This is a genomic window from Williamsia sp. Y844, from assembly GCF_056786475.1.
Window position 1 is genome coordinate 723,131 of sequence record NZ_JBXCJB010000003.1, and the last position, 23,560, is coordinate 746,690.

The following is a 23,560-nucleotide window of genomic DNA, read 5'->3' on the forward strand; positions in this document are numbered from 1 at the left end:
CCTGACCGTCAGAAAGGTGTCGAGATCATGTCCGATGACACCGCGCAGATCCGCACACTCGTCAACAGTTGGGCCGAGGCGGTTCGCGCCGGCGACCTGGACGCGGTTGTCGCCGACCATTCCCCGGACATCGTCATGTTCGACGTTCCACCGCCCGACAACGGCGTCCGGGGTATCGACGAGTATCGGCAGACATGGCCCCAGTTCTTCAAGTGGCAGGCCTCCGGCGCAACCTTCGACATCGTCGACATGAGCATCACCGCCGGCGACGACGTCGCGTTCGCGAACATGTTGCTGCGCTGCGGCACCGTCGAAGATTTCGTCGAGGATCCCGATCGGCGACTACGGCTCACCGTCGGGTTGCGCAAAGAGAACGGGCGCTGGACGGTGACCCACGAGCACCACTCATTTCCCCTGGACATCGAATGATCGCGACATCGAGCAGCGCGACGGCGGGTCACGCTTCTGCGGTCAGCTCTTCGACAATTCCGGGGTTTCGAACTCGCCTGCCTCGTCTTCGTCGGTCTCGATGGGTCCGGTGAACTGGCTGTTGTACAAGCGGTAGTAGGCACCGCGGGCAACGAGGAGTTCATCGTGCGAACCCTGCTCGACGATCCGGCCCTGCTCCATCACCAGGATCGTGTCGGCATCCCGCACCGTCGACAACCGGTGGGCGATGACAAAGCTCGTGCGGTCGGATCGAAGTGCGGCCATCGCCTTTTGGATCAGGAGTTCGGTGCGGGTGTCGACGGAACTGGTTGCCTCATCGAGGATGAGCAAGGTCGGCTTCGCCAGGAACGCCCTGGCGATCGTGATGAGTTGCTTCTCGCCGGCGCTGACGCCGCCACCCTCTTCATCGATGACGGTGTCGTATCCCTGGGGCAGAACCCGCACGAAGTGATCGACGTGGCTGACGTGGGCGGCCTCCATGATCGCCTCGTCGTCGGCGTCCGGATCACCGTAGGCGATGTTGTCGCGGATGGATCCGCCGAACAACCACGAGTCCTGCAGAACCATGCCGGTCCGCTCACGCAGATCGTCACGGGTCATGAGCGAGGTGTCCACACCGTCGAGTTTGATCGTCCCGGAATCCACGTCATAGAAGCGCATGATCAGGTTCACCAGGGTGGTCTTGCCTGCACCCGTCGGACCGACGATGGCCACCATGTGTCCGGGTTTGGCCACCAGCGACAGGTTTTCGATCAGTGGGCGATCGGGCACGTATCGGAATGACACGTCGTCAAAAGTGATGAGCCCCTTGCTGGTCGCCGGCGACTCGGGCATCACCGGATCCGGGCTCTGTTCTTCGGCATCGAGGATGTCGAAGATCCGCTCGGCGGAGGCCACCCCACTCTGCATCAGGTTGACCATCGACCCGATCTGGGTCAGCGGCTGGGTGAATTGCCGCGAGTACTGGATGAATGCCTGCACATCGCCCAGACTCAGCGAACCCGCTGCCACCCGCAGCCCACCGACCACGGCGATGGCCACGTAGTTGAGGTTTCCGAGGAACATGATGGCGGGCATGATGATTCCGGAGACGAACTGCGCTTTCCAGCTGGCGCTGTACAACTTTTCGTTGCGATCGTCGAACCGCCGCTCGACATCGTCCTGCCGACCGAACGCCTTGATCAGTTCGTGGCCCGAGAAGGCCTCTTCCACCTGACCGTTGAGCCGGCCGGTGTTGGACCACTGCGCCATGAAGTGCGGTTTGGACCTTTTGGCCACCATCGCGGTGACCATGACCGCCAAGGGAATCGTGACGATCGCGATGAGCGAGAGCAGCGGCGAGATCCAGACCATCATCACCAGGATCGCGAGGACCGTCAGAACGGAGTTGAGCACCTGGGCGATCGTCTGCTGCAAGCTCTGCGAGACGTTGTCGAGGTCGTTGGTCACCCGACTCAACATGTCTCCACGCTGATTGCCGTCGAAGTATCGCAACGGCAGCCGGTGGATCTTCGCCTCCACCTCGGCGCGCAGCTCCCTCACCGTGCGCTGGGTGAGCACGTTGAGCACTCGGCCCATCAGCCAGCTCAACACCGCGGACACGAAGTACAGGACGAGAACCAGGATCAGGACCCGAGCGACGTCACCGAAGTCGATGCCCACGCCCGGTACGAGATCCATCGACGACACCATGTCGGCAAATGTGTCGTCGCCTTGCTCCCGAAGCGTCGCGACCGCCTGCGCCTTGCTCTGGCCTGCAGGCAACTGGTCGCCGATGACCCCGGCGAAGATCAGGTCGGTGGCATGCCCGAGCAACAACGGCCCGACGGCGGTCAGGACCACCGAGGTGACCGCGAAGAGCGCCATCACACCCACCGCCAGCCGGCGCGCGACCAGCATGCGCAGCACCCTCTTGACGGACGGGCCGAAGGACTTGGGCTTCTCCACCGGTACGGCGCCCATCGACGGTCCGCCGCCACCTCCCGGCCGCGTCATGCCCGTCCCTCCACGGACAGCTGCGATTGCACGATCTCCGCGTAGGTCGGGCAGGTCTCGATCAATTCGTCGTGCGTGCCGATCCCCACGACCGCCCCACAATCGAGGACGACGATCTGATCGGCGTCGGCGATCGTGGTGATCCGCTGCGCCACGATGAGAACGCAGGCCTCACGGGTTGCCGGACGCAGAGCCGCCCGCAGGCGCGCATCGGTGCTGAGGTCGAGTGCGGAGAACGAGTCGTCGAAGAGATAGATCTTGGGTTTTCGGATCAGCGCGCGGGCGATCGCCAGCCGCTGCCGCTGACCGCCGGACACCGTGGTGCCGCCCTGGGCGACCTTGGTCTCGAGTTGATCGGGCATGTCCCGGACGAAATCGGCTGCCTGGGCGACGGTCAACGCTTCCCACATCTCTTCCTCTGTTGCGTCCTCCTTGCCGTACCGCAGGTTGGACGCGACGGTCCCGGAGAACAGATAGGGCCGCTGCGGGACCAATCCGATTTCCGCCCGCAGCACCGCTGGGTCGAGGTCGCGGATGTCGGTGCCGCCGACGAACACCGCGCCGTCGGTGACATCGATCAGGCGCGGCACCAGTGACAGCAACGTGGTCTTACCCGAACCCGTCGATCCGACGATGGCGGTGGTCGTTCCCGGCCGCGCGGTGAAAGTGATGTCGCGTAGAACCGGTTCGTCGGCGCCCGGATATTGAAAACGCGCCGAGCGCAATTCGACAAACCCGGCATGCGCGCGCATCGGTGTCGGGTCGGCCCGCGGAACCACCGACGATTCGGTCTCCAGCACCTCGTAGATCCGTTCGGCGCACACCGCCGCCCGCGGCGCCATCATCGCCAGGAACGACGCCATCATGACGGCCATCAGGATCTGGGTGACGTAGGCGATCATCGCGGTCAGGGCGCCGATCTGAACGCTCCCGTCCTCGATGAGATGTCCACCGAACCAGATGATGACCACGATGGTCACGTTGGTGATCAGCAGGACCGACGGGAACATCAGCGCCATCAGCCGGCCGACGTAGAGCGACGCGTTCGTGAGGTCATCGTTGGCCCGGGAGAAGCGGGCGCGTTCATGTGGTTCCCGGACGAAGGCGCGAACCACCCGAATGCCGGTGATCTGCTCGCGCAGGACCCGGTTGACCACATCGATGCGGGTCTGCATGGCGCGATAGCCCGGCACCATCCGATAGATGATGTAGGCCATGCTCACGCCGAGGAAGGGCACTGCCACCACCAGAACCCAGGCCAGCTTGCCGCCGACGCCGATACCCAGCACGATGCCCCCGATACACATGATGGGTGCCGTCACGAGCATCGAACAGGCCATCACTCCGACCATCTGGACCTGCTGGACGTCGTTGGTCGTCCGGGTGATGAGCGATGGCGCCCCGAACGTGCCGACCTCGCGGGCCGAAAAACTGTCCACCCGATGCAGGAGGTCGTGGCGGATGTCGCGGCCGGCTCCGAGCGCCGCGCGGGCGCCGAAGTACGTCGCCGCGATCGAGGCGCAGACCTGGACCAGCGAGACCGCCAACATCCATCCACCGATCCGCAGGATGTAGCCCGAATCGCCCTTGGCCACGCCGTAATCGATGATGTCGGCGTTCAGTGTGGGCAGGTACAGCATCGCGGCAGTTGCCACCAATTGCAGTACGACGACACACATCAGCTGGGACCGATAGGCACCCATGTAGGTGCGTAACAAACGGGTCAACATGGGGCAGTCACATGTTTGACGTTAGCAAGCCTGCAGATCCATCCTCACCTGGATTATTCGTGAGTCCACCGATGTCCGTTTCAGACCACCCATGCGGTTCACCCCGTACGGCTCACCGAGCCCAGGGCGGCGCGATCACCTCGCCATCGGCGGTGGTGGCCTGCAGTCCCGCAGTGGTGCTCACCCACACCGATGCATCCTCGCCTCCACCATCGATCCTGACCTCACTGTTCGCGCCGATCACGACGACATCTCCGGTCCGCGCCTGCGCGCACACACCGTCGAGCGTTACCTCCAGATCCCCTTGCAGGACCAGCAGGACCTCCTCCCGATCGGGGCGGTGCGCGACACCGATCTGGCGGGTCGGAACCTCTAGGCGCCAGGCACAGAGTTGCTCACTGCCCCGGGACGGATTCACATAGGCGTGAAAAGTGCTTCCGTGCACGGAGAAAACCGTGGCATCGGTGGACGGGATGATCGGCATGGGAGCCTCCAGACGTAATAGACAAGTCACTTGACCATATAGACAAGAGGCTTGTCTGTCGATGGCATACTGCTCCACATGACTGACAATGACTGGAATTCCGCCTCGGCACTACTGAGGCTGTCGGCGCAATTGGTCGACGGGATACAGGACGGCATGGCCCGGCGCGGTTTCACCGACGTCCGGCCGGTCCATGGATTCCTCTTCGCCGCGGCATCATCGGGGCCGACCACGGCAACGGACATCGCCGAGCAGCTACAGGTGACCAAGCAGGCTGCTGCACAACTCATCGCATACCTGATCGAACGGGGCTATCTGACGAAAAAGGTCAGTGACGCCGACCGCCGCATCCAACTGGTCGAGCTCACCCCGCGTGGACATGCCTGTACGCAGGCGGCACAGGAGTCAGCTGAGGAATGCGTCGATTCGTGGCATGGACGGCTGCCGCGTAAGGATTTCGACACGTTCGTCAGGGCGTTGAATGTTCTCGCCGGTCCCGGACGGCTCCGCCCGAGCTGGTGATCTCAGCTGGTGGTGCGGGTCCGTGCGGGTGCGACCCCCAGGAAGTCCTCGAGGATGTCCACAACCGTCAGCGGAGCCTCGGCATGCGGATAGTGTCCGACACCGGGCAGGACCTCGAGCCGGCTACCCGGGATGGCCTCATGTGCGGCGTAACCGTGCGCGACCGGGATGATCTTGTCTGCGTCGCCCCAGATGAGCAGCGTTGGCAGCTCCGAGTTCAGGTACAGCCGATTCATCGCGCTGACCGCCTGTCCGCGATGGTCGACCACCGAACGCAGCGTCCGCAAGAATGCCTGCCGTGTCTCGCGGTCGGCGAGCGACGAATAGGACCGCCACGTCTCAGCGGTTCGCGGTGACTGGATTCCGATCGAGCCCATCCATGATCCGATCTTGTTCCCCACGGCCAGGACCGGCTTCGGCGCGATGATCGGCAACACGAGTTCGGTTCCGGGAGCCGCCAGGAGCCGCAGGGTCCAGTTGACGTCCGGACCGAGTCCGCCGCTACCGATCAGGACAAGGCGTTCGCAATACTCAGGGTGCTGGTAGGTGAATTGCATGGCGACACCGCCACCGAGCGACTGGCCGATGACCGTGACCTTGTCGATGCCGAGTTCACGCAGCAGATCCCGAAGGGTCGCCGCGAACGCACCGAGTGAGTAGTCACCGCGCGGTTTGCCGGACTCTCCGTGGCCGGGCAGATCGGGCGCGATCACGCGGTGCGTGCGGGCCAGGAGGGGCGCCACCGCGCGCCATGTCGTCGAACTGCCTGCCATCCCGTGGATCAGCAGGAGTACGTCGCCACTCCCCTCGTCTTGATACGCAATTCGCTCGCCGTGCAGGTCTATGTGTTGGAGTTCGTTCATGTCGCCTCCCATTGGGTTACTGCGTGACCCGGAACCAGACATTAGTCGGCAGTGGCGTGAGTGAGCCCGGTTCGTTCCAGCTTGACCGGGTATGACCCCCGGCGCATCGAACAGCCTGACACCGTCACCCACCAGTATGGGCGCAATACCGATCATCAGCTCATCGACCTGCCGTCGCCAGTTCCAGGCCCATCAGCAAACGAGCCGGTCATACGAAGACGAGTCACCTATTTGTGGCTCGAATTCGTACAACCGGCTCGTTTGTGGTGGAGGTGGATCAGGCGTCGATCAGATCGCGCGGCGGTTTGCCACCCTCGCGCATCGGATCTTCGTCGGCCGCGATGTCGATGGTCTGGCGCAATGGGCGATTCGGAAGGAACGCCACTGCGATCAACGCGACCACGGCTGCGGCCGCGGCGATCAGGAAGATCGCACTGGTGGCGTCGCCATAGGCCGCTCGCACAATCGTTTGAACCGGATCGGGCAACGCACCGATGTCGAGGTTGCCTCCCGACGAACCGCCCGGGATGCCCAGTTTGGACAAACCCGACGCCGACAGATCGGCGACCCGGGTGGCCAACACCGAACCGAGAACCGATACACCGACCGCGCCACCGAATGTTCGGAAGAACGCGACGTTGCTCGAGGCGGCGCCGATGTTGTGAACACTGACGGTGTTCTGGACGACGAGGACCAGGTTTTGCATCAGCATTCCGGTGCCGAGTCCGACGACCATCGTGAACCCTCCGACGAGCCACAGGCTGGTCGCGTGATCGATGGTCCCCAACAGGCCGAAGCCGATGATCAGCAACGTCGCACCGACGAGCATGTACGGCTTCCACTTACCGAAGCGGCTGATCAGCTGCCCTGAGCCGACCGATCCGATCAGCATGCCCGCGACCATCGGGATGGACAGGACGCCCGCGAGTGTCGGCGAGAAACCACGTGCGGTCTGGAAGTACTGGCCGAGGAAGGTGGTCGCGCCGAACATTCCCAAACCGACGGCGATCGAGGCGATGATGGCCAAGCCGGTGGTCCGCTCGACGACGATCTTGAGCGGAATGATCGGTGACTTCACCTTGGATTCGACCATGACTGTCGCCAACAGCAGCAGTACACCACCGGCGACGTACATCGCGGACTCCTTGGAGAGCCAGTCGTAGTAGCCGGCCTTGCCCGCAAACGAGACCCAGATCAGCAGGACGGAGATCCCGGCGGTCAGCAACGTGGCGCCGAGCCAGTCGATCGAGACGTCTTCCTTGCGGTCGGTCTTGATGTGCAGCGTCCTCTGCAGCAAGAACAGTGCGATCACTGCGAGCGGCACGCACACGAAGAAGCACCAGCGCCATCCGAGTGGACTGTCGACGATGACACCACCGAGGATCGGACCACCCGACATCGACACGGCCATCACTGCACCCATGTATCCGGAGTAGCGGCCACGTTCACGTGGCGAGACGATGCTGCCGATGATGGCGACGACCAGAGCGGTCAGACCACCCATGCCAACACCCTGGATCACACGCGCTGCCAACAGAATCGGGACGGTATGCGCAAATCCGGCGATGATCGACCCGACGACGAAGATCACCAGCGAGCTCTGGACGAGCACTTTCTTGTTGAAGATGTCGGAAAGCTTGCCCCAGATCGGGGTCGAGGCCGCATTGGCCAACAGTGCGGTGGTGATGACCCAGGCATACGCCGTCTGTGAGCCTTTGAGGTCGCCGATGATGGTCGGCAGGGCGGTCGCGACGATCGTGGTACTGAGCAATGCGGTGAACAGACCCGCGAGGAGCCCGATCATCGTCTTGAGAATTTGTTGGTGTGTCATCGCCAGCGGATCGTGCTTCACAGCCGCCGTCGTCGAGCTAGACATAGATTTCCTGGCTTTCCTTGCGATGGGACGTGGGTTCTGACCGTCCGGTCCGATGCATGTATTCGTTCATCGATTGTTTGAGTCTTTGCACCGCGACCCCTGCGGCTTCGGCGTCGGCTTCAGGCCAGTCGGCGAGTACCTTCTGGAGTTCGCGAGCGCGTGTATCGCGCTTGCGGTGCAACGCTTCCCGACCGGTCGAGGTCAGCGATATCTGGGTCGCACGGCCGTCTTCGGGATCGGATTGCCTGACAACGTAACCGCCGTTGACAAGTTCGGTGATGTGACGACTGAGCGCAGATTGACTCAGGCACAGGTCTGTGGCGAGTTCCGTCTGCCGGCAGGGTTCGCCGGCGGCCAGTGCCGCCAGCACCCCGAGACCACCCTGGTGAATGTCACCGTCGTCTTCGGTCGCAAGCGTTCTGCGCATAATCCGGCCGAGTAGGTGCAGATCGACTATCAACGCACGGGCTGCCTCAGTGGACATGGCCATGTGACTCCCCCCTTAATTAATTGATTGCACTACGCAACTATATGTTGGTTGCATGTAGAAATCAACTAAGTGCCCGCGGGGATATTCCTGACACCCAACGCAGAACGAGACCGCGACCGATCACCCCGGTCCGCGGTCCCGCTCACCACGCGTTTGTTCAGAGGCGGCCGACGATGATCACCCGGAAACCACACTCGGAACGATGTCGTAGACCGCCTCCGCCGGAACCGCCATCACGCGATCGGCCATCTCCTGCTTGACCACGACCAGACGCGCTTCCTCCTCGGCGCTACGGGCGGCCATACGCGAGAGGGTGATGTACTCGTCGACGACGAATCCTTCCCGGATCACGAGCGTGACACTCACGCCGCGATAGTCGAGTTGGAAGACGTAGATCTCCATCGTCGTTCCGCGTTCCGGACGCTTCAGGGCGCCGTCGACCGTGTATCGGCCCTCGGTGACCGCCCGGGTCACGAGCTCGAAGGTGTCCCGCACGCCGGGACCACCGTGTGAGGTGGTGACCGCGATCTCCCGCCGTTCGACCGGCCCGTCCTTCGCCAGCGCCGGCAGTGCTCGTTCGAGAACTTTGAAGGCGTGGGCAACACCACCTGGCGCAAGTGGGCCGTGGTAGCGCAGTGCGTCGTCGAATCCGAACTCGAGCATGGCGCCCCGGTCGATCACTTCGAGGGATTTCGTCATGGTGCAGTTCTCACATTCTCGTCGATCGATTCACCTACTATCCACAATCGACGATCCCACGCCTCGGTCGAACTAGTCGCGCGCGGCCTGGCGCGGATAGCCGCGGCGCACGGTTCTGTCGAGAATCCCCAGCGTGCTTGCCAACGAGTTGGTGTGGATGACCGGGAAGATGTTCTTTTCTCGCCATTCCGGATGGATGTCGGACCAGTCGTAGAACGAGATGACCTTTGTCGCACCATCAGCCGCCGGCTCGAGCCGATACCCGTAGACGTGACCGATCTGCGGTCGCAGACGACCGAGAATCGTCCAAGAGACCTCGACATCGGGGATAAGAGTCTTGATGGTCACCGTCACGTCGTACTCCCCCAGTGGAAAGTCGCCCAACGCTTCCCGGTCCATGTGGACCACAAACGTATCGCCGACAGCTTTGACGCGCTCCCCGGTTGCATCCATCAACATCCCCGACGCGTCGATGGCCACGTGCCCCTGAGGATCGGTGAGCACCGCGAAGATGTCGGCTGCGCTCGCGCGGATCAGGCGTTCGGATTCGAGACGTTCAGATTGCTTCTGTTCAACGGTCATACAACAGGCTAGCCATGCCGCGCGACGAAGCTCACCCGATCGTGTTCAGTTCCTCCACGAGATCGAAGACCGGATCGTCGGGTCCGATGTCGAAGGTGCAGGATGTGGGCCGCGGATCCGGCACGAACGCCCAGAACAGTGCACCGGCGGTGCCGGCCAGCTTCTGTCCCGACACCTTGGTGTCGAAGTCGTCCACCCGGTCGGGCAGCGATCCACACGACCCGGCGTTCTGCCCGATTTCGGCCACCACCAAGGGTTTTCCGAGTAGTTGCGCCTGAACGAGGTGCGTGGCCAGCCCGTTCCAGGTGTCGCCCGGCAGTGGTACCCCATCGGCGCCATAGTCGTGGTACTCCAGAACATCGACATTGCTCGACGCGTTGACGAGTCGATAGTCGTCGCCCGCCGATCCGCACTGGCCGCCTCCGAGGAGACCCGCCCAGATCGGCGTATTGGGGTCGGCCGTTCGAACAAGCGCGCCGGCGTCGTCGAAGAAATCGCGCAGCACCTCTCCGGCGTCTGCCGGGCACGTCCGGGTTTGCCAGTGGCAGGCGGTGTTCGCGCACAGGCTGGTCTCGGGCTCACCCACCAGCTCCCACCCGGCCAGCGCCGGTGACGATTTCCACCGGTTGACCGCGGTCGACACCCACTGATCAAACCGCAGCGGCGACCCGGCCGGGACCACGGTGTCCCAGTCGTCGTCGTACCAGTCGTATCCCTTGAAGAGCTCGTCCTCGCATGCACCGTCACCGGCCGCCAGCACCGGGACCACCAACTGGTCATGGTCGGCCGCCGCTTCGAACACCGCATCCATCGGACCGAAATCGAGTTGTCCGGTGTATTTGTTCACCGCCAGCCGCTCAAACGCGTTGAACCGCGTCAGTGACCCGGGTTCGAGTGCGGAGAAGTAGGAGTCGAGGTCGACCATCGCGCCGCATCCGGCGTTCACCGACCAATCGGTCGCCAGCTGATAGGCGTTGAATCCACTGGGCCACCAGGGGTTTCCGTCCAGGGTCAAGCCCGTGCTCGTGGACTGCACGCGATGCGGCGACCCGGGTGCAGCTCCGGCTCCCGGCGCCGCGGATAGCTGCAATGCGCACACACCGAATACAAGCGCGATGACCGTCAGTAGCGAGCACCTTCGTGGGACGTTGTGTTTCATCAACCAACCTATGCGGATTTGTGAGCGTCACAGTCATATTTGCATAGCTGAAGCTGCGCCGCCCGTCAGACGCCGATTGCGCCCGATGGCGCGACCGAACCACAATTCGGGTATTGCCCGATCCGCGAGCGACTGGCAGCATCAGGTGATGGCAGGTCTACTGAGCGAATCCGACATCACCAAGGCCCTCGCCGACCTGACTTTCTGGTCGCGTTCCGGCGATTCCTTGACACGCACGATCGAATGCGCGGATTTTCCGGCAGCGATCGCGTTGGTCGATCGCGTTGCCGAGGCAGCCGAAGCCGCCAATCATCATCCGGATATTGATATCCGTTGGCGCAACGTCACATTCACCCTGAGCACGCATTCAGAGGGCGGGATCACCGGCAAGGACACCGTGCTCGCCCACCAGATCGACGATCTCACCCACTGATCCAGACTCCTGCTCAGCGCGCGGAGAGCGCGGCGTATCGGGCGATGTGCTGATCGGCCGGACCGAACTCGTACTCGATCGCGGTGAGTCGCTTGAAGTAGTGCGCGATCGCCAGTTCTTCGGTCATGCCCATGCCGCCGTGCAACTGGACCGCATTCTGGCCGATGAACCGCGCCGAACGTCCGATGGTCGCCTTGGCCGCCGAAACCGCCAATGAACGCTCCACCGGCTCAGCCTCGAGATTGAGTACGGCAAGGTAGACCGCGGCGATGGACTGCTCGAGCTCCATGTACATGTCGACCATCCGGTGCTGCAACGCCTGGAAGCTGCCGATCGCCTGCCCGAACTGACGTCGCTGCTTTGCATATTCCACGGTGTCCGCCAGTACCTTTCGCATCAGACCCACGGCTTCGGACGTAACTGCCGCGGTGGCCTCGTCGACTGCCTTGTCGATCGACGCCCAGGCACCGCCTTCTGCCCCCAGCAGGGCGTTGGCGGGCAGTCGCAGGTCGGTGAACGTCAAGTCTGCGGCCTGACGATCGTCGATTGTGCGGTAGGCGTGAGAGTCGATGCCCGCAGGTAGATCGTCCGGGTCGACGTCGACCACGAACAGGGAGATGCCGTCGGTGTCCCGCTGCGATCCGGAGGTGCGGGCGGTGACCAGGAGATGGTTGGCCAGCGGCGCGCTGGTCACCACAGTCTTGACCCCATTGATCACCCACTCGTCACCGTCACGGCGTGCCGTGGTGGCCACATCGCTGTAGCTGTGACCCGACGTCGGCTCGGTCGCGGCAAACGCGGTGATCGCGGTACCGGCAACAATGTTCCCGACGATCTTTGCGGCCCGATCACCACCGGCCCGCCGGAGCAATCCGGATCCGATCACCACGGTGTCGACAAACGGTTCGACAACCAGCGCAAATCCGAGAGCCTCGGTGACGATCATGAGCTCGACGGGACCACCGCCGAGTCCGCCGTCCTCTTCGGGCAGGGTGGCGCCGAGGATTCCGAGGTCGTCGGCGAAGCCGGCCCAGATCGCTGGTTGCCAGCCGGCGCCGGTCTTGGCCGCCGCTCTACTGCTTTCCAGGCCATATCGCGTGGCCAGGAACTTGGTGAGTCCGTCGCGAAGTAGTTCCTGCTCTTTTGTCAGGCTGAAGTCCATCAGAGCCCCAATGCTGCTTTTGCCAGAATGTTTCGCTGTATTTCGTTGCTACCGGCGTAAATCGAACCCGCCCGGTCGTTGAAGTAGCGCAGTGGCGCCACCGCTTGCCACTGCTCACCACTGACATATCCGCCCGCAGGTTCGGAGAACTCCGCGATCGGGCCACCCGGTCGGGCAGCATGCGGCTGATACACCCGCCCGCGTGGTCCGGCGGCCTCGAGGGTGATCTCGGTGAGTTTCTGGCTGAGTTCGGTCGCGAGGACCTTCAGCATCGACGACGCCGGCCCGGGATCCTTACCCGAAGCCATCGCCGACAGCGTTCGGTATTCGAGGATCTCGAGGACCTTCGTCCGGATCTTGGCCTCGGCGAGTTTTGCGGAGAAGGCCGGGTCCTCGATGAGAGGACGGCCATCGGGACCGGGCACCCCGGCTGCCGCCTTGGCCGCCGACTCGGCCATGACCTGCAGCGCGGGGGCTGCCGCTGCCCCACCACGCTCAAAGACCAGCAGGTACTTCGCGACGGTCCAGCCGTCGTCGATCGTGCCGATGACATTCGACTTCGGCACGCGCACGCCATCGAAGAAGACCTGGTTCTGAACCTGTTCGCCCGAGGTCATCACCAACGGGCGGATTTCAATGCCGGGCGAGGTCATGTCGATCAGCAGGAAGGTGATGCCCTGCTGCTTCTTCTCATGCTTGGATGTCCGGACCAGGCAGAACATCCAATTCGCCTCGGCCGCATGAGTTGTCCAAATCTTGCTTCCGGTACAGACCAGATCGTCACCCTCGTCGACAGCGGCCATCGTCAGCGACGCCAGATCCGAACCCGCCTCTGGCTCCGAGTACCCCTGGCAAAAGAACACCTCGCCGGTGAGGATGCCCGGCAGGAAGAAATCTTTCTGCTCCTGCGTCCCGAACGCGGCGATCGCATGCGAGACCATCCGAATACCCATGGGCGACAACGAGGGCGCACCCGCCAGCACAGATTGGCGACTGAAGATGTAGTGCTGGGTCAGACTCCAGTCACACCCTCCGTGTTCGACGGCCCACGCCGGCGCCGCCCATCCACGCTCGTTCAGGATGCGCTGCCACTCCATACTCGCCTCGTGCTCGGAGTAGACACTCGTCATGAGGCGACCTGCCTGACGCAGGTCCGGCGTGAGTTTCTCGTCGAGGAAGGCGACCACCTCGTCGCGGAAGGTCGCGTCAGCTTCTGACCAATCCAAATCCATCTGTGCTCCCCCGCATTGCTCCGCCACAGTTGACCACCGAGGCCACCAGAGACAAAATCTACTTATGTCTCAGGGAGCCGTCAACGGTCACGCCGCGGTGTCTTCACGCCCGACCCGAGACGACGTCATCGATCTCGCCCACAGCTGGTTCCGCAATGGCCGGCGGGTCGACGTCCAGCAACTGTCCCGCGAACTCGGCATCGGCCGCGCGACCATCTACCGGTGGTACGCGGGCCGTGAGGTGATCATCGGTGAGGTCGTGTGGCGCATCGTGGCCGAGGCATTGCGCCGAGTGGAGGACCGCGAGGGTTACCCCGCGACAGCAGAACGATTTGTGCACAATTTCGGCGAGATGGCCACGGCCGTGCGTGGTTACCGTCCACTCTCGCGTTTTGTCTCCGACGATCCCGAATATGCGCTGCGCGTACTCAGCACTCGGTACAGCGTTGTTCAGGGCCGGCTCATCGAATGGAATGTGGTGCGGCTTCAGGCCATTCCTGAGATCGGACCGGACGTCGACATCACCGCACTGGCATATGCGATCGTGCGCGTCGGGGAATCGTTCATCTGGAGCGACATGATCACCGGCGAACCGCCCGCCCCGAAGCAGGCAACGGCGATGGTGGCGTTACTTCTGGCCGGCGCCTGTTCCGCTCAGCGTTGCCAGATTTGGCCGGGCGGGGCAACCTGAAGAGCACATACGTCCGAGAAAGGGTGGGTATGACCACACGGGCGAGGTCCGTTGCCGAGGTCGCCCGTCGAATCCAGGACTCCCGGGTGGCCCGATACCTACGTAGCGCACCACTGACTTTCACGTGGCTCGCTGTCCTGCTCGCGACCACGATCATTCAACATTCCGTGGCACCCGAACGCCTGGAGATAATCCTCGGCAACGGATCCACCAACATCGCACATTTGTCCGAAGACCCGATACGCGTGATGATCACCAGCCTGTTCTGGCTCGACGGCTATTACTGGCTCCCCTACTTCTTCCTGTTCTGCATCTTCCTCGCACCCGCGGAACGCTGGCTCGGCCAACAACTCTGGCTGTGTATCGGATTGGTCGCCCATATCCTCGCCACCCTGCTCAGTGAGAGCGTGCTCTATTGGGCAATCCAGCACGGACATGCGCCCGAATCGTTGATCAATGTGCGCGATATCGGGGTCAGCTACTTCCTCGCCGGGATCGTCGGCGTGCTCACCTACCGTCTCGCCTACCCATGGCGATGGATTTACGCAGTCGGGGTGATCGCACTGATCGGCAGTCCGCTCCTGTCACACATCACATTCACCGAAATCGGCCACTTCAGCGCCCTGCTGATCGGCATGGCCTGCTATCCGCTGACCCGTCGCCGCACAAACCGGCCGTGGAATCCCCTCGAAGCACCGGCACGGTGGTGGAAGAGCCGCCGACCACTGACCGGCAGCTAGCGATACCAAACGAATAATGCCTGGTCCAGGCAGTGTCATTCGGCCAAATCGGACATTTTCGGTGTTAGGCTCGCTCTGATCCAGGCCTAAGCCCGATTCCTGACGGCTCCCCTGGCGAAAGGCGAACCAGGGTGCAGAAATACCACCGCAGGCCGGCGAAGCTGTGGACGCTCAACATTGCTTTGACTGCTCTGATCCTCACGGCCTGTGGCGCCGAACGACCCGACGTCCTTCTGGGCTATATACAACCTGCTGATCCGAAAGCAGTCGTCGACGGATCCGGTTCGGACACGGGCACTTCCAACGATGGTGGACCGGTGCGAACCGCAAGCAATGTGCCGATGAAGAAACTGGCGACTGGAGAAAAGCCACCGCAATTCATCCTCTTCTCATTCGACGGAGTCGGGGTGTCGGAGAACTGGGACCTGTTCCTCGAGACCTCCAAGGAGGTCGACGCACGATTCACTGCGCTGATGACCGGCCTGTACTTCCTCACCGACGACAACAAATCCGAATATCAGGGCCCTGGATACAAACCCGGAGAATCGGCCCTGGCATTCGGTGGCACCGAAGAAGAAGTCATCGAACAGGTCGAATACTTGAACAAGACCTGGTACGACGGTCACGAAATGGGCACCCACTACGTAGGACACTGGTGCGCAGGCACAAAGAATCCCGGTAAGGACTGGTCGACCGCGGAATGGAACCACGAACTCGATGAGTTCTTCCACCTGATGAGTGAATGGAAGACCATCAACGACCTGCCGAACGCGCCCGACCTGGCATTCGGAACCGATGTCGTCAAGGGCGGGCGCACACCTTGCCTCGAAGGCGGTATGGGTCAATTGTTTCCGGCTCTCGGTGCACACGACATGACCTGGGATTCGTCCAAGGCGGCACGCCAACCGGGCGTCTATTGGCCGACCAAGGTGGGCAGTGTCTGGGAATTCCCGGTTCCGTACACGTGGTCGCCGCCGCTCAATCATCGGCAGACCGCGCTCGACTACAACTACTGGTACACCTTCAACAAGGCAAAAAACCAACCCGGCGACGCCCCGAAGATACGCAAGATCGTCAAAGAGTCGTACGACTACATGTACAAACGGCATACGAGGGAAATCGTGCCCCGCTGGTGATCGCCAATCACTTCAACGACTGGAGCGGGAACGCCTTCAATCCCGCCACCGCGGACTTCATGAGCGAGGTTTGCGGCAAACCCGAAACACTCTGCGCGACATACCAAGACGTCATCGCCTGGATCGAATTGCAGGATCCGGGTGCTTTGGAACCGTGGATCGCCATGCCGGCTGTCGCGGTGGACGCCAACAATTGACCCCATTTTCAAAATGCGGCGGGCAAAAGTGCCGACCAGGTCGTCGAGTGAGCGATCTGCCTGTCACCTCACGACTGCGGTGACAAGCAGGTACTCCCACTCCATCACACCGTCGTCATCGAGGGCATTGCGTGCGAGGTCGGCCAGCCCGGTGTCCAGAGTCGCTGTCGCCTTGGGGTTTTCAGCGTTGGCCTTGTAGACCGCGATCGTGGGACCGTAGGTCGCCTTGAAGAACTCCCGGAACTCTTCGGGGGTCTCGAACCGGTCCACCTTCAACGTCTGCCTGACTGCGGCGACTTCGGCAATCCGGTCGCCGAAGAGCGTCCGCACATGGTCCTCCTGACCCCACAACGGCGGCGGCTGTGCACCGGGAGGCGGTGGAGGTGCATAAGGCTTCATCGTCGCGAACATCTGGCCGATGAACCCCTGCGGAGTCCAATTGATCAGACCGATCCGTCCTCCCGAGCGGCAGACCCGGACGATCTCATCGGCAGTCTCCTGGTGGTGCGGCGCGAACATCGCACCCACACACGAGATCACGACGTCAAAGCTGTTGTCGTCGAATGGAAGTGCTTCTACATCTGCTTCCTGCCACGTGAGTTGGACCTGCCGTTCGGTGGCCAGTTGTCGCCCGGCCGTGAACAATTCGGGGGTCAGGTCGCTGGCGACCACCGTGGCACCGGTCTCGGCAGCGGGGATGGCTGCGTTACCCGAACCCGCGGCGACGTCCAGTACGCGGTCGTTTTCGTGGATCTTGACCGCGTCGACCAGCGTCGGACCGAGGTTTGCGATCACCTCGGTGGCCACGGCGGGATAGTCACCGGACGCCCACAACGCTCGGTGCTTGATCTTGATCGGGTCGGGGGTCGTTGTTCGTGTTGCCATCGCCGGACTCCTTCGTGTGGCGTAACCGGTTTGCGGATTTCTGACGTCTTCGATGTTGCAACCACCTCACCGCGTCATCCAGTTCCAGATCTGTACCGAACCCGGTTTCGAATCTGTACTGGTGCGCCGAACGGACGGGGTGTGTACTGGCAAGGACAACGCAAGGAGTCCCGATGTCTGGATACGGTCAGTTCTGCCCCGTCGCCAAGGCCATGGAGGTTCTCGACGAGCGGTGGACCCTACTGGTGGTGCGTGAACTGCTCGCCGGCAGTAGTCATTTCAACGAACTACGGCGCGGGGTCCCGAAGATGTCCCCGGCGCTGCTGTCGAAGCGACTGCGGACGCTCGAACGCGCCGGGATCATCACTCGCGAGATCGATGGCGGCAGAACAGAATATACGCTCACCGAGAGCGGAAAAGAGTTGTCGACAGTCGTCCAGGCGCTCAATTCGTGGGGCATGCGCTGGATAGGTGAACTCGGCGAAGCCGACCTCGATCCGCACCTGTTGTTGTGGGATATTCGCCGGACCGTCCCCATCGATCAGTGGCCGCGTTCGCGGACGGTGGTGGCCTTCCACCTCGCCGGAGTCCCGGCCAAGGCGTCCCGGTGGTGGCTGGTGGTATCCGGGGGCGACGTCGATGTCTGCGACTACGACCCCGGTTTCGACATCGACGCCACCGTGGACGCGACCCTGCGGGACCTGACCGCGATCTGGCGTGGCGATCGCTCCTGGAACTCTGCACTGAAGTGCGGCGACGTCGAGATCACTGCCGCCCGCGACATCCGTAGCGAGGTACCTGCCTGGATCGGCCAGGGACAGATGTCGCAGATCCCGCGACCGGCCTGAACAGTACGCACTGGTCAGCGCCGCCAGAGGGTCAGGGGTCCGAGGGTCAGGAGGTCAGATAATCGATGCGTCTTTGCCCACCTGAACGGTGAGCGCGACCAAGTCGTCGACAACCTGCCTGGTCGGCCCCCCATCCCGCGACGCGTTCCGGGGATCATTGAGCAACCGCCGAAGGATCCCTTCGGCGATGATCGTCAGCCGCCAGAGCGCCATCGTGTGCCAGTACCCGATCTGGCTGACGTCCCGTCCGGTGGCCTCGGCGTAAGCGTCGATCAATTCGGCACGTTTGGGAAAGCCCGGTGCGGTGGGCACCGTGAAATGTCCGGTCAATCCGTCACCGGATTCGGGCCAGAAAGCGAGCAGGTTGCCGAGGTCCGCCAGCGGCTCCCCCAGTGTGCACAGTTCCCAGTCGACGACGCCGACCACCCGACCGTCTTGCGGTGATGTGATGACGTTGCTGAGGTGGTAGTCGCCGTGCACCAGCGTCAACTCGTCCTGCTCGGGTGTGTGTTCTGCCAAAGCCTGTGCCACATCGGCTATCTCGGCGACCTCCCGGGTTTTCGAATGGTCCCATTGCGCACTCCATCGCTTCAGCAGACGCGCCGCGTATGGTTTGTGACTGGCCAGATCGGACAGTCCGGTGGCGTCCAGATCCACTGCGTGGATCGTTCCGAGTGCACGCGGCAGGCTCAGTCCGATCTGGCGACGCTGATCCAATGACAAAGCTTCCGCGGCACCCGGATTGTCGATGACGGCTCCATCGATGAAGCTCATCAGAACCAGCGGCGCATCGGTGATCGCAGGATCAGAGGTGGCGGCGATCATCTCCGGCACCGGAACCGCGGTGTCGTGCAGCGCCGACATGATCCGGTGCTCACGTAGTACGTCATGTGCCGATGCGAGCAACGTGCCCAGCGGCGGCCGGCGCAGGATCCACCGGGAGCCGGCTCCATCCTGGACCCGAAACGTCAGATTCGACTGACCGTTGCCGACGCGGTCGAACGTGATGGGTTCTTCGGCGCCGATTCCCAGACCGGTGATCCAGGACGAGACGGCGTCGGTATCGATCCCGACCGCACCACTCACGGCTGTGCCCCGATCTTTCGGTACCGACCGAGTTCCTGACGCGCGATCGTCCGTTTGTGCACCTCGTCGGGACCGTCCGCCAAGCGCAACGCCCGCAGATGGGCGTACATGCTGGCCAGCGGGAAGTCGTCGGAGACGCCGCCACCGCCGTGGACCTGTATCGCCCGGTCGACGATCTTGAGCGCCATGTTCGGTGCAGCCACCTTGATCGCGGCGATCTCGGTCCGTGCCGCTTTGTTGCCGACGGTGTCCATCATCCACGCCGCCTTCAGCGTGAGCAGACGCGCCATCTCGATCTCGATTCTGGCCTCGGCGATCCAGTCCTGGATATTCGATTGTGCAGCAAGCGGTTTCCCGAAGGCGATGCGCAGGGAGGCTCGGGTGCACATGAGTTCCAGAGCGCGTTCAGCCATACCGATGGCGCGCATGCAGTGATGGATACGGCCCGGGCCGAGCCTGGCCTGCCCGATCATGAACCCGGCGCCGGGGCCCGCGAGCACATCCTTGTCCGGCACCCGAACGTTCTCGAACAGGACCTCGGCGTGGCCTTCGCGATCGTGATAGCCGAAGACCGGAAGATTGCGCAGCACAGTGATTCCCGGCGCATCGATCGGCACCACCATCATCGACTGCTGCGCGTGCACGGCCGCATAGGGATCGGTCTTGCCCATCACGATCAGCACCTTGCAGTTGGGGTGCAGGGCATTGGAGGTCCACCATTTGCGGCCGTTGAGGATCCAGTGGTCACCGTCGGACTGCATGCTCATCTGAATGTTGGTGGCATCCGAACTGGCCACACCGGGTTCGGTCATCGCGAACGCCGAACGAATCGTCCCGTCCAGGAGTGGAGCGAGCCATTTCTCTTTGTGCTCGTCGGTACCGAACAGACTGAGCACTTCCATGTTCCCGGTATCCGGTGCCGAGCAGTTGCAGGCTTCGGGGGCCAGCACCGCACTGTGCCCCATGATCTCGGCCAGCGGCGCGTACTCGGAGTTGCTCAGACCCGGCCCGAACCGGGGGTCGGGATGAAAGAGGTTCCACAGCCCACGCGCTTTTGCCTCGGTTTTGAGTTCTTCGACGATCGGTGGATCAAAATGCGGATCGCCGGATGCACGCATCTGCTGGGCATAGACCTCCTCAGCCGGATAGATGTGTTCGTCCATAAAGGCCAGCAGGCGCCCACGATAGTCGGCGCAGCGGTCGGAGTACCCAAAATCCATTGCCACATACCTACATTCGTTGTCGTCGGGTGACCCGGTCAATCTCCGTCTGCGACCAGATGGCGTTGAAAGCGCCGCATGCCTGCGATCCACCGGTCGTAGTCGGAGCCCTTGTTACGGTAGAAGTCCAGGACCTCGGGATGCGGCAGAATCAAGAATCTCTCATCTTCCATCGCCGCCAGTACCTGATCGGCCACATCCGCCGGACTGAGCACCACACCGGATTCGGTCACCGCCCGCGCGGCCACCGAAGCACCTGGTGTGTCCGTCTCAAAGCCCTCGCGCAGCAAGGCGGTTTCCACCCCCATCGGGCACAGACAACTGACCGCGATCCCCTGGTCGCCGTAGGTCACCGACAACCATTCGGCAAACCCGACCACCGCATGCTTGGTCACCGAGTACGGCGCCGAACCGATCTGGGTCAGCAGGCCCGCCGCCGATGCCGTCGACACAAAATAGCCGCCGCCGTTCTCCAGCCACAGCGGAACCAGGATCCGGGCGGCCCGCACGTGCGCCATGACATTCACGTCGAGAGCCACTTCCCACAGTGCGTCGGAGGTGTCCAGACCCAGCCCTGCGGTGGTTCCGGCGTTGGCGAAAAAGATCTCGACCGGCCCCAGCTCTGCCGCGGCTCGGCCGATCATCGCCTCCAGAACCTCAGGGTCGGAGACGTCACCGCCCATCGCGATCGCCCGGCCCGGATATGTCGCGACGATCTGCGCGGCCACAGCGTCGGCCGCCGGAGCGTTGAGGTCGGCGACCAACACACTCACATCGGCGGCGGCCAACGCCTGAGCCAGGGCCGCACCGATTCCGGCGCCACCTCCGGTTACAACGGCAACTTTTCCTGCGATCTTCACTCAACCGATGCTAGAGGTCCCACCCGCGCAAGGGCCCAAAACGCCGTCGAACGTGCCCTAATTGCCGCCGACCGGGCGAACATACAATCAGGCGCTGGAAACACTGAAGGTTCGCGGCCTCATGATTGCTACTTTCATCCGCTCGATTGTTATTTCGGCACGTTCAGCGGTTTAATCGGCACGATCGGCGGAATTGCGGGTTGTTATTTGGCGGCGCAGGGCGGTGCAGCCGCATCCTCGAACAGCGGAACGCCCAGAGGTTCGAGGTACACAACATCAAGAATGACCGGCACCTTGCCGAGGTTTTGCCCTTGATGGACGTTGTCGTCGCCGGCAGGTTCGTTGATCAATTCTCCGGTCTTGTAAATCACAGGCTTACAGTCCGGCCCGGGGTGAGTCAATGTGCCCGCCTGCACGATTCCCACGACAGGACCGTCATGGTAATGCCAACCGGTAGTTCCACCAGGCGCAATGGTGATCTGCTTGGCCACCGCATGCAAACCATCGGGAATGAAGGGCAAGAGATCGGCGGGGATCTCGATATCGGCGTACGTCACCGCAGAAATGCCCTCACCGGGTGTTGCATTCGCGGTGGTCGGCACCATCAGTGCGGCACAGGACAAGGCCGCCACCGCAGTTACCGACCGGATTAGTTTCATCATCAGTACAGCGTATGCGTGATTACCGCAGCTCACCCGACTTCGAAAGAAAAACGGACATCTCCCCTTGTATCCCTTATGAAGGCGACATACCGCGCGGGGCGCACGCCTACAATTCGATTCACCACTGTCCGCCTACATATTTCGACGAGCCGAGGAATGCTGTGACATCGACTGTCCGCCAGGCGCCCAAAATCGGGTTGTTCACCCGTAATGCGACGGGAACCTCCTCGGCCGAGGCATTCCTGATCATCGCGATCGCCACCATCCTGGTCACCAGGGCATATCTCTGGTTGACCGACTACCCGCAGGTCGGTGGCGGCACCCTCCACATCGCTCACGCTCTGTACGGCGGCGGATTGATGATGCTTGCGCTGCTGGTGAATTGGTGGTTTATCGGTTACGGGGCGCGGGTGGCCACGGTCCTGTTCGGCGGCATCGGGTTCGGGCTCTTCCTCGACGAGGTCGGCAAGTTCGTCACCAAGAACAACGACTATTTCTATGGGCCGTCGGCCGAGATCATGTACGTGCTGGTGGTTGTCGTGATCATCATCGGTCGGATCATGAGGGAGATCAGGCCACTGAGCGCAAACGAGAATCTCGCGTCGGCGGCAGCCATCGCCGCCGACGGTGTGGCCCGCGGCCTCCAGACACATCGCCGCGAACTCGCTCTACGCATGGTGGAGCAAGCGGAGGAACTCGACGCGGACCCGGAAACCGCACAGAACATCCGAGAACTGCTCATCAGCGCCCCCGTCGCATCGGCCCGACTCCACGCATTGCAGCAGTGGGCACCTCGGTTGATTCCGAGATTCCTACTCAATCCCCGGTGGCTTCCCATCATGTGTTGGTTACTGATCTTCTCGGCATTCGTCGCCCTGGTCTTCACTGTCATCGGGCTGACCATCGACGGCTACTACGAGAGCGACAACCTGGTACTCGACCTCGACGGAAGGGACGCGGCCGGCGTCATCTCCCTGGTGAGCGCCACCGCCACATTGGCACTTGCGGTACCGGCGATGATCGCCCGCAATCGCACCGACAAACTCTGGCCACTGCAGTTCCTGCGTTATGCCGCACTGATCTCCACCTTGCTCAACGCGCTGGTCGACTTTGCCGTCGAGGGGTTCGGGGCACTTGTGGGCCTGGGGGTCGGGCTGTTCACGCTGGCGATCATCTCCTACCACCTCGATCTGCGGGCGCGCGCCGCGAACCCGAGAGCGCACGCCGAAGCGGTCGCCGCGGCCGACGATCCCGCCGACGATGCCGCCGAGGTGAACTCAACACCGTCCGAACGCGTCGGCTAGGCTCGGTGGCCACATGCTCGAGGGAGGAGCATGGCCACACCGGACCGTCATAGCTACGGCATTCAGGTCCGGCCGATCAGTCCGGCGCGTTCGGCGGCGCGGGAGTCATGGATTGGCGGGCGGGCAAGTCGGAACATGTCTCCAGCAGTTAGCGAAAAAGGCACAGCGCCTTGATCCCTGCGTGCGGCTGCAACCAACGGCCTCGGGATCTTGGTGGTTGCACTCGCAAGTTTGGTCAAGGCCGGACCCTGAGC

General features: G+C 62.7%; 25 protein-coding genes. 9 read left to right on the top strand and 16 right to left on the bottom strand.

The genetic code is table 11. The features are described from left to right. The first annotated feature begins 27 nt into the window (after window positions 1-27). The gene (locus AC1TQG_RS20200) at window positions 28-429 is read left to right on the top strand and encodes a YybH family protein (protein ID WP_482139609.1); all 402 of its coding nucleotides are present in this window, start codon (window positions 28-30) and stop codon (window positions 427-429) included. A gap of 42 nt (window positions 430-471) precedes the next feature. Here AC1TQG_RS20200 and AC1TQG_RS20205 read toward each other — a convergent pair whose 3' ends face one another. The 3 genes from AC1TQG_RS20205 to AC1TQG_RS20215 all read right to left on the bottom strand — a co-directional run bounded on the left by AC1TQG_RS20205 (window position 472) and on the right by AC1TQG_RS20215 (window position 4,659). Further along, window positions 472-2,445 carry an ABC transporter ATP-binding protein gene (locus AC1TQG_RS20205; RefSeq protein WP_482139610.1) on the bottom strand — a complete coding sequence of 658 codons (1,974 nt, stop codon included), beginning with the start codon at window positions 2,443-2,445 and terminating at the stop codon, window positions 472-474. Continuing rightward, window positions 2,442-4,175 carry an ABC transporter ATP-binding protein gene (locus AC1TQG_RS20210; RefSeq protein WP_482139611.1) on the bottom strand — a complete coding sequence of 578 codons (1,734 nt, stop codon included), beginning with the start codon at window positions 4,173-4,175 and terminating at the stop codon, window positions 2,442-2,444. Before AC1TQG_RS20210 ends, AC1TQG_RS20205 begins: the two co-directional genes overlap by 4 nt. Window positions 4,176-4,287: 112 nt before the next feature. Continuing rightward, window positions 4,288-4,659, bottom strand: a complete 372-nt coding sequence (locus AC1TQG_RS20215) for a cupin domain-containing protein (RefSeq protein ID WP_482139612.1) — start codon at window positions 4,657-4,659, stop codon at window positions 4,288-4,290. Window positions 4,660-4,737: 78 nt separating this feature from the next. On the opposite strand from AC1TQG_RS20215, the gene AC1TQG_RS20220 reads away from it, so the two are divergent. Next, on the top strand, window positions 4,738-5,181 hold the full coding sequence (locus AC1TQG_RS20220) for a MarR family winged helix-turn-helix transcriptional regulator (protein WP_482139613.1): 444 nt from the start codon (window positions 4,738-4,740) through the stop codon (window positions 5,179-5,181). A 2-nt stretch (window positions 5,182-5,183) separates the two neighbouring features. Here AC1TQG_RS20220 and AC1TQG_RS20225 read toward each other — a convergent pair whose 3' ends face one another. From AC1TQG_RS20225 to AC1TQG_RS20250, 6 genes are all read right to left on the bottom strand, one after another. Then, entirely contained in the window at window positions 5,184-6,044 is an 861-nt protein-coding gene (locus tag AC1TQG_RS20225; protein WP_482139614.1) for an alpha/beta fold hydrolase, read from the bottom strand. Window positions 6,045-6,321: 277 nt separating this feature from the next. Further along, the gene (locus AC1TQG_RS20230; protein ID WP_482139615.1) at window positions 6,322-7,920 is read right to left on the bottom strand and encodes an MDR family MFS transporter; all 1,599 of its coding nucleotides are present in this window, start codon (window positions 7,918-7,920) and stop codon (window positions 6,322-6,324) included. Beyond that, window positions 7,913-8,404, bottom strand: a complete 492-nt coding sequence (locus tag AC1TQG_RS20235) for a MarR family winged helix-turn-helix transcriptional regulator (protein WP_482139616.1) — start codon at window positions 8,402-8,404, stop codon at window positions 7,913-7,915. Before AC1TQG_RS20235 ends, AC1TQG_RS20230 begins: the two co-directional genes overlap by 8 nt. Before the next feature lie 183 nt (window positions 8,405-8,587). Next, window positions 8,588-9,109: a hypothetical protein gene (locus AC1TQG_RS20240; RefSeq protein ID WP_482139617.1), complete on the bottom strand. Its 522-nt coding sequence runs from the start codon at window positions 9,107-9,109 to the stop codon at window positions 8,588-8,590. A gap of 72 nt (window positions 9,110-9,181) precedes the next feature. Continuing rightward, entirely contained in the window at window positions 9,182-9,691 is a 510-nt protein-coding gene (locus AC1TQG_RS20245) for an SRPBCC family protein (RefSeq protein WP_482139618.1), read from the bottom strand. 31 nt (window positions 9,692-9,722) lie between these two features. Next, a complete protein-coding gene (locus tag AC1TQG_RS20250; protein ID WP_482139619.1) occupies window positions 9,723-10,850 on the bottom strand; it encodes a beta-mannosidase in 1,128 nt (375 codons plus the stop codon). A gap of 148 nt (window positions 10,851-10,998) precedes the next feature. Here AC1TQG_RS20250 and AC1TQG_RS20255 point away from each other — a divergent pair, with 148 nt between their 5' ends. Then, the gene (locus AC1TQG_RS20255) at window positions 10,999-11,283 is read left to right on the top strand and encodes a 4a-hydroxytetrahydrobiopterin dehydratase (RefSeq protein ID WP_482139620.1); all 285 of its coding nucleotides are present in this window, start codon (window positions 10,999-11,001) and stop codon (window positions 11,281-11,283) included. Window positions 11,284-11,296: 13 nt separating this feature from the next. Here the strand turns inward: AC1TQG_RS20255 and AC1TQG_RS20260 are convergent, their stop codons facing one another. Further along, the gene (locus AC1TQG_RS20260; protein ID WP_482139621.1) at window positions 11,297-12,445 is read right to left on the bottom strand and encodes an acyl-CoA dehydrogenase family protein; all 1,149 of its coding nucleotides are present in this window, start codon (window positions 12,443-12,445) and stop codon (window positions 11,297-11,299) included. Beyond that, the gene (locus AC1TQG_RS20265) at window positions 12,445-13,677 is read right to left on the bottom strand and encodes an acyl-CoA dehydrogenase family protein (RefSeq protein WP_482139622.1); all 1,233 of its coding nucleotides are present in this window, start codon (window positions 13,675-13,677) and stop codon (window positions 12,445-12,447) included. Before AC1TQG_RS20265 ends, AC1TQG_RS20260 begins: the two co-directional genes overlap by 1 nt. Before the next feature lie 64 nt (window positions 13,678-13,741). Between AC1TQG_RS20265 and AC1TQG_RS20270 the strand changes: the two genes are divergently transcribed. The 4 genes from AC1TQG_RS20270 to AC1TQG_RS20285 all read left to right on the top strand — a co-directional run bounded on the left by AC1TQG_RS20270 (window position 13,742) and on the right by AC1TQG_RS20285 (window position 16,441). Beyond that, a complete protein-coding gene (locus AC1TQG_RS20270) occupies window positions 13,742-14,368 on the top strand; it encodes a QsdR family transcriptional regulator (RefSeq protein ID WP_482139623.1) in 627 nt (208 codons plus the stop codon). A gap of 29 nt (window positions 14,369-14,397) precedes the next feature. Continuing rightward, window positions 14,398-15,108, top strand: coding sequence for a rhomboid-like protein (locus tag AC1TQG_RS20275; RefSeq protein WP_482139624.1), 711 nt, complete (start codon window positions 14,398-14,400; stop codon window positions 15,106-15,108). Between the two features lie 131 nt (window positions 15,109-15,239). Then, a complete protein-coding gene (locus AC1TQG_RS20280) occupies window positions 15,240-16,244 on the top strand; it encodes a polysaccharide deacetylase family protein (RefSeq protein ID WP_482139625.1) in 1,005 nt (334 codons plus the stop codon). Continuing rightward, window positions 16,241-16,441 (top strand): hypothetical protein, encoded by a 201-nt coding sequence (locus AC1TQG_RS20285; RefSeq protein ID WP_482139626.1) that lies wholly within the window; start codon window positions 16,241-16,243, stop codon window positions 16,439-16,441. Before AC1TQG_RS20280 ends, AC1TQG_RS20285 begins: the two co-directional genes overlap by 4 nt. Before the next feature lie 63 nt (window positions 16,442-16,504). Here the strand turns inward: AC1TQG_RS20285 and AC1TQG_RS20290 are convergent, their stop codons facing one another. Further along, window positions 16,505-17,326, bottom strand: a complete 822-nt coding sequence (locus AC1TQG_RS20290) for a class I SAM-dependent methyltransferase (protein WP_482139627.1) — start codon at window positions 17,324-17,326, stop codon at window positions 16,505-16,507. A gap of 173 nt (window positions 17,327-17,499) precedes the next feature. Between AC1TQG_RS20290 and AC1TQG_RS20295 the strand changes: the two genes are divergently transcribed. Then, window positions 17,500-18,174, top strand: coding sequence for a winged helix-turn-helix transcriptional regulator (locus tag AC1TQG_RS20295; RefSeq protein WP_482139628.1), 675 nt, complete (start codon window positions 17,500-17,502; stop codon window positions 18,172-18,174). Between the two features lie 54 nt (window positions 18,175-18,228). Here the strand turns inward: AC1TQG_RS20295 and AC1TQG_RS20300 are convergent, their stop codons facing one another. The 4 genes from AC1TQG_RS20300 to AC1TQG_RS20315 all read right to left on the bottom strand — a co-directional run bounded on the left by AC1TQG_RS20300 (window position 18,229) and on the right by AC1TQG_RS20315 (window position 22,002). Further along, entirely contained in the window at window positions 18,229-19,260 is a 1,032-nt protein-coding gene (locus tag AC1TQG_RS20300; RefSeq protein WP_482139629.1) for a phosphotransferase family protein, read from the bottom strand. After that, window positions 19,257-20,480 carry an acyl-CoA dehydrogenase family protein gene (locus tag AC1TQG_RS20305; RefSeq protein ID WP_482139630.1) on the bottom strand — a complete coding sequence of 408 codons (1,224 nt, stop codon included), beginning with the start codon at window positions 20,478-20,480 and terminating at the stop codon, window positions 19,257-19,259. The genes AC1TQG_RS20300 and AC1TQG_RS20305 overlap by 4 nt, the downstream gene beginning before the upstream one ends. Window positions 20,481-20,518: 38 nt before the next feature. Further along, on the bottom strand, window positions 20,519-21,340 hold the full coding sequence (locus tag AC1TQG_RS20310) for an SDR family oxidoreductase (RefSeq protein WP_482139631.1): 822 nt from the start codon (window positions 21,338-21,340) through the stop codon (window positions 20,519-20,521). A gap of 203 nt (window positions 21,341-21,543) precedes the next feature. Then, window positions 21,544-22,002 (bottom strand): cupin domain-containing protein, encoded by a 459-nt coding sequence (locus AC1TQG_RS20315; RefSeq protein WP_482139945.1) that lies wholly within the window; start codon window positions 22,000-22,002, stop codon window positions 21,544-21,546. A 161-nt stretch (window positions 22,003-22,163) separates the two neighbouring features. On the opposite strand from AC1TQG_RS20315, the gene AC1TQG_RS20320 reads away from it, so the two are divergent. Beyond that, window positions 22,164-23,306: a hypothetical protein gene (locus AC1TQG_RS20320; RefSeq protein ID WP_482139632.1), complete on the top strand. Its 1,143-nt coding sequence runs from the start codon at window positions 22,164-22,166 to the stop codon at window positions 23,304-23,306. Window positions 23,307-23,560 lie beyond the last annotated feature (254 nt).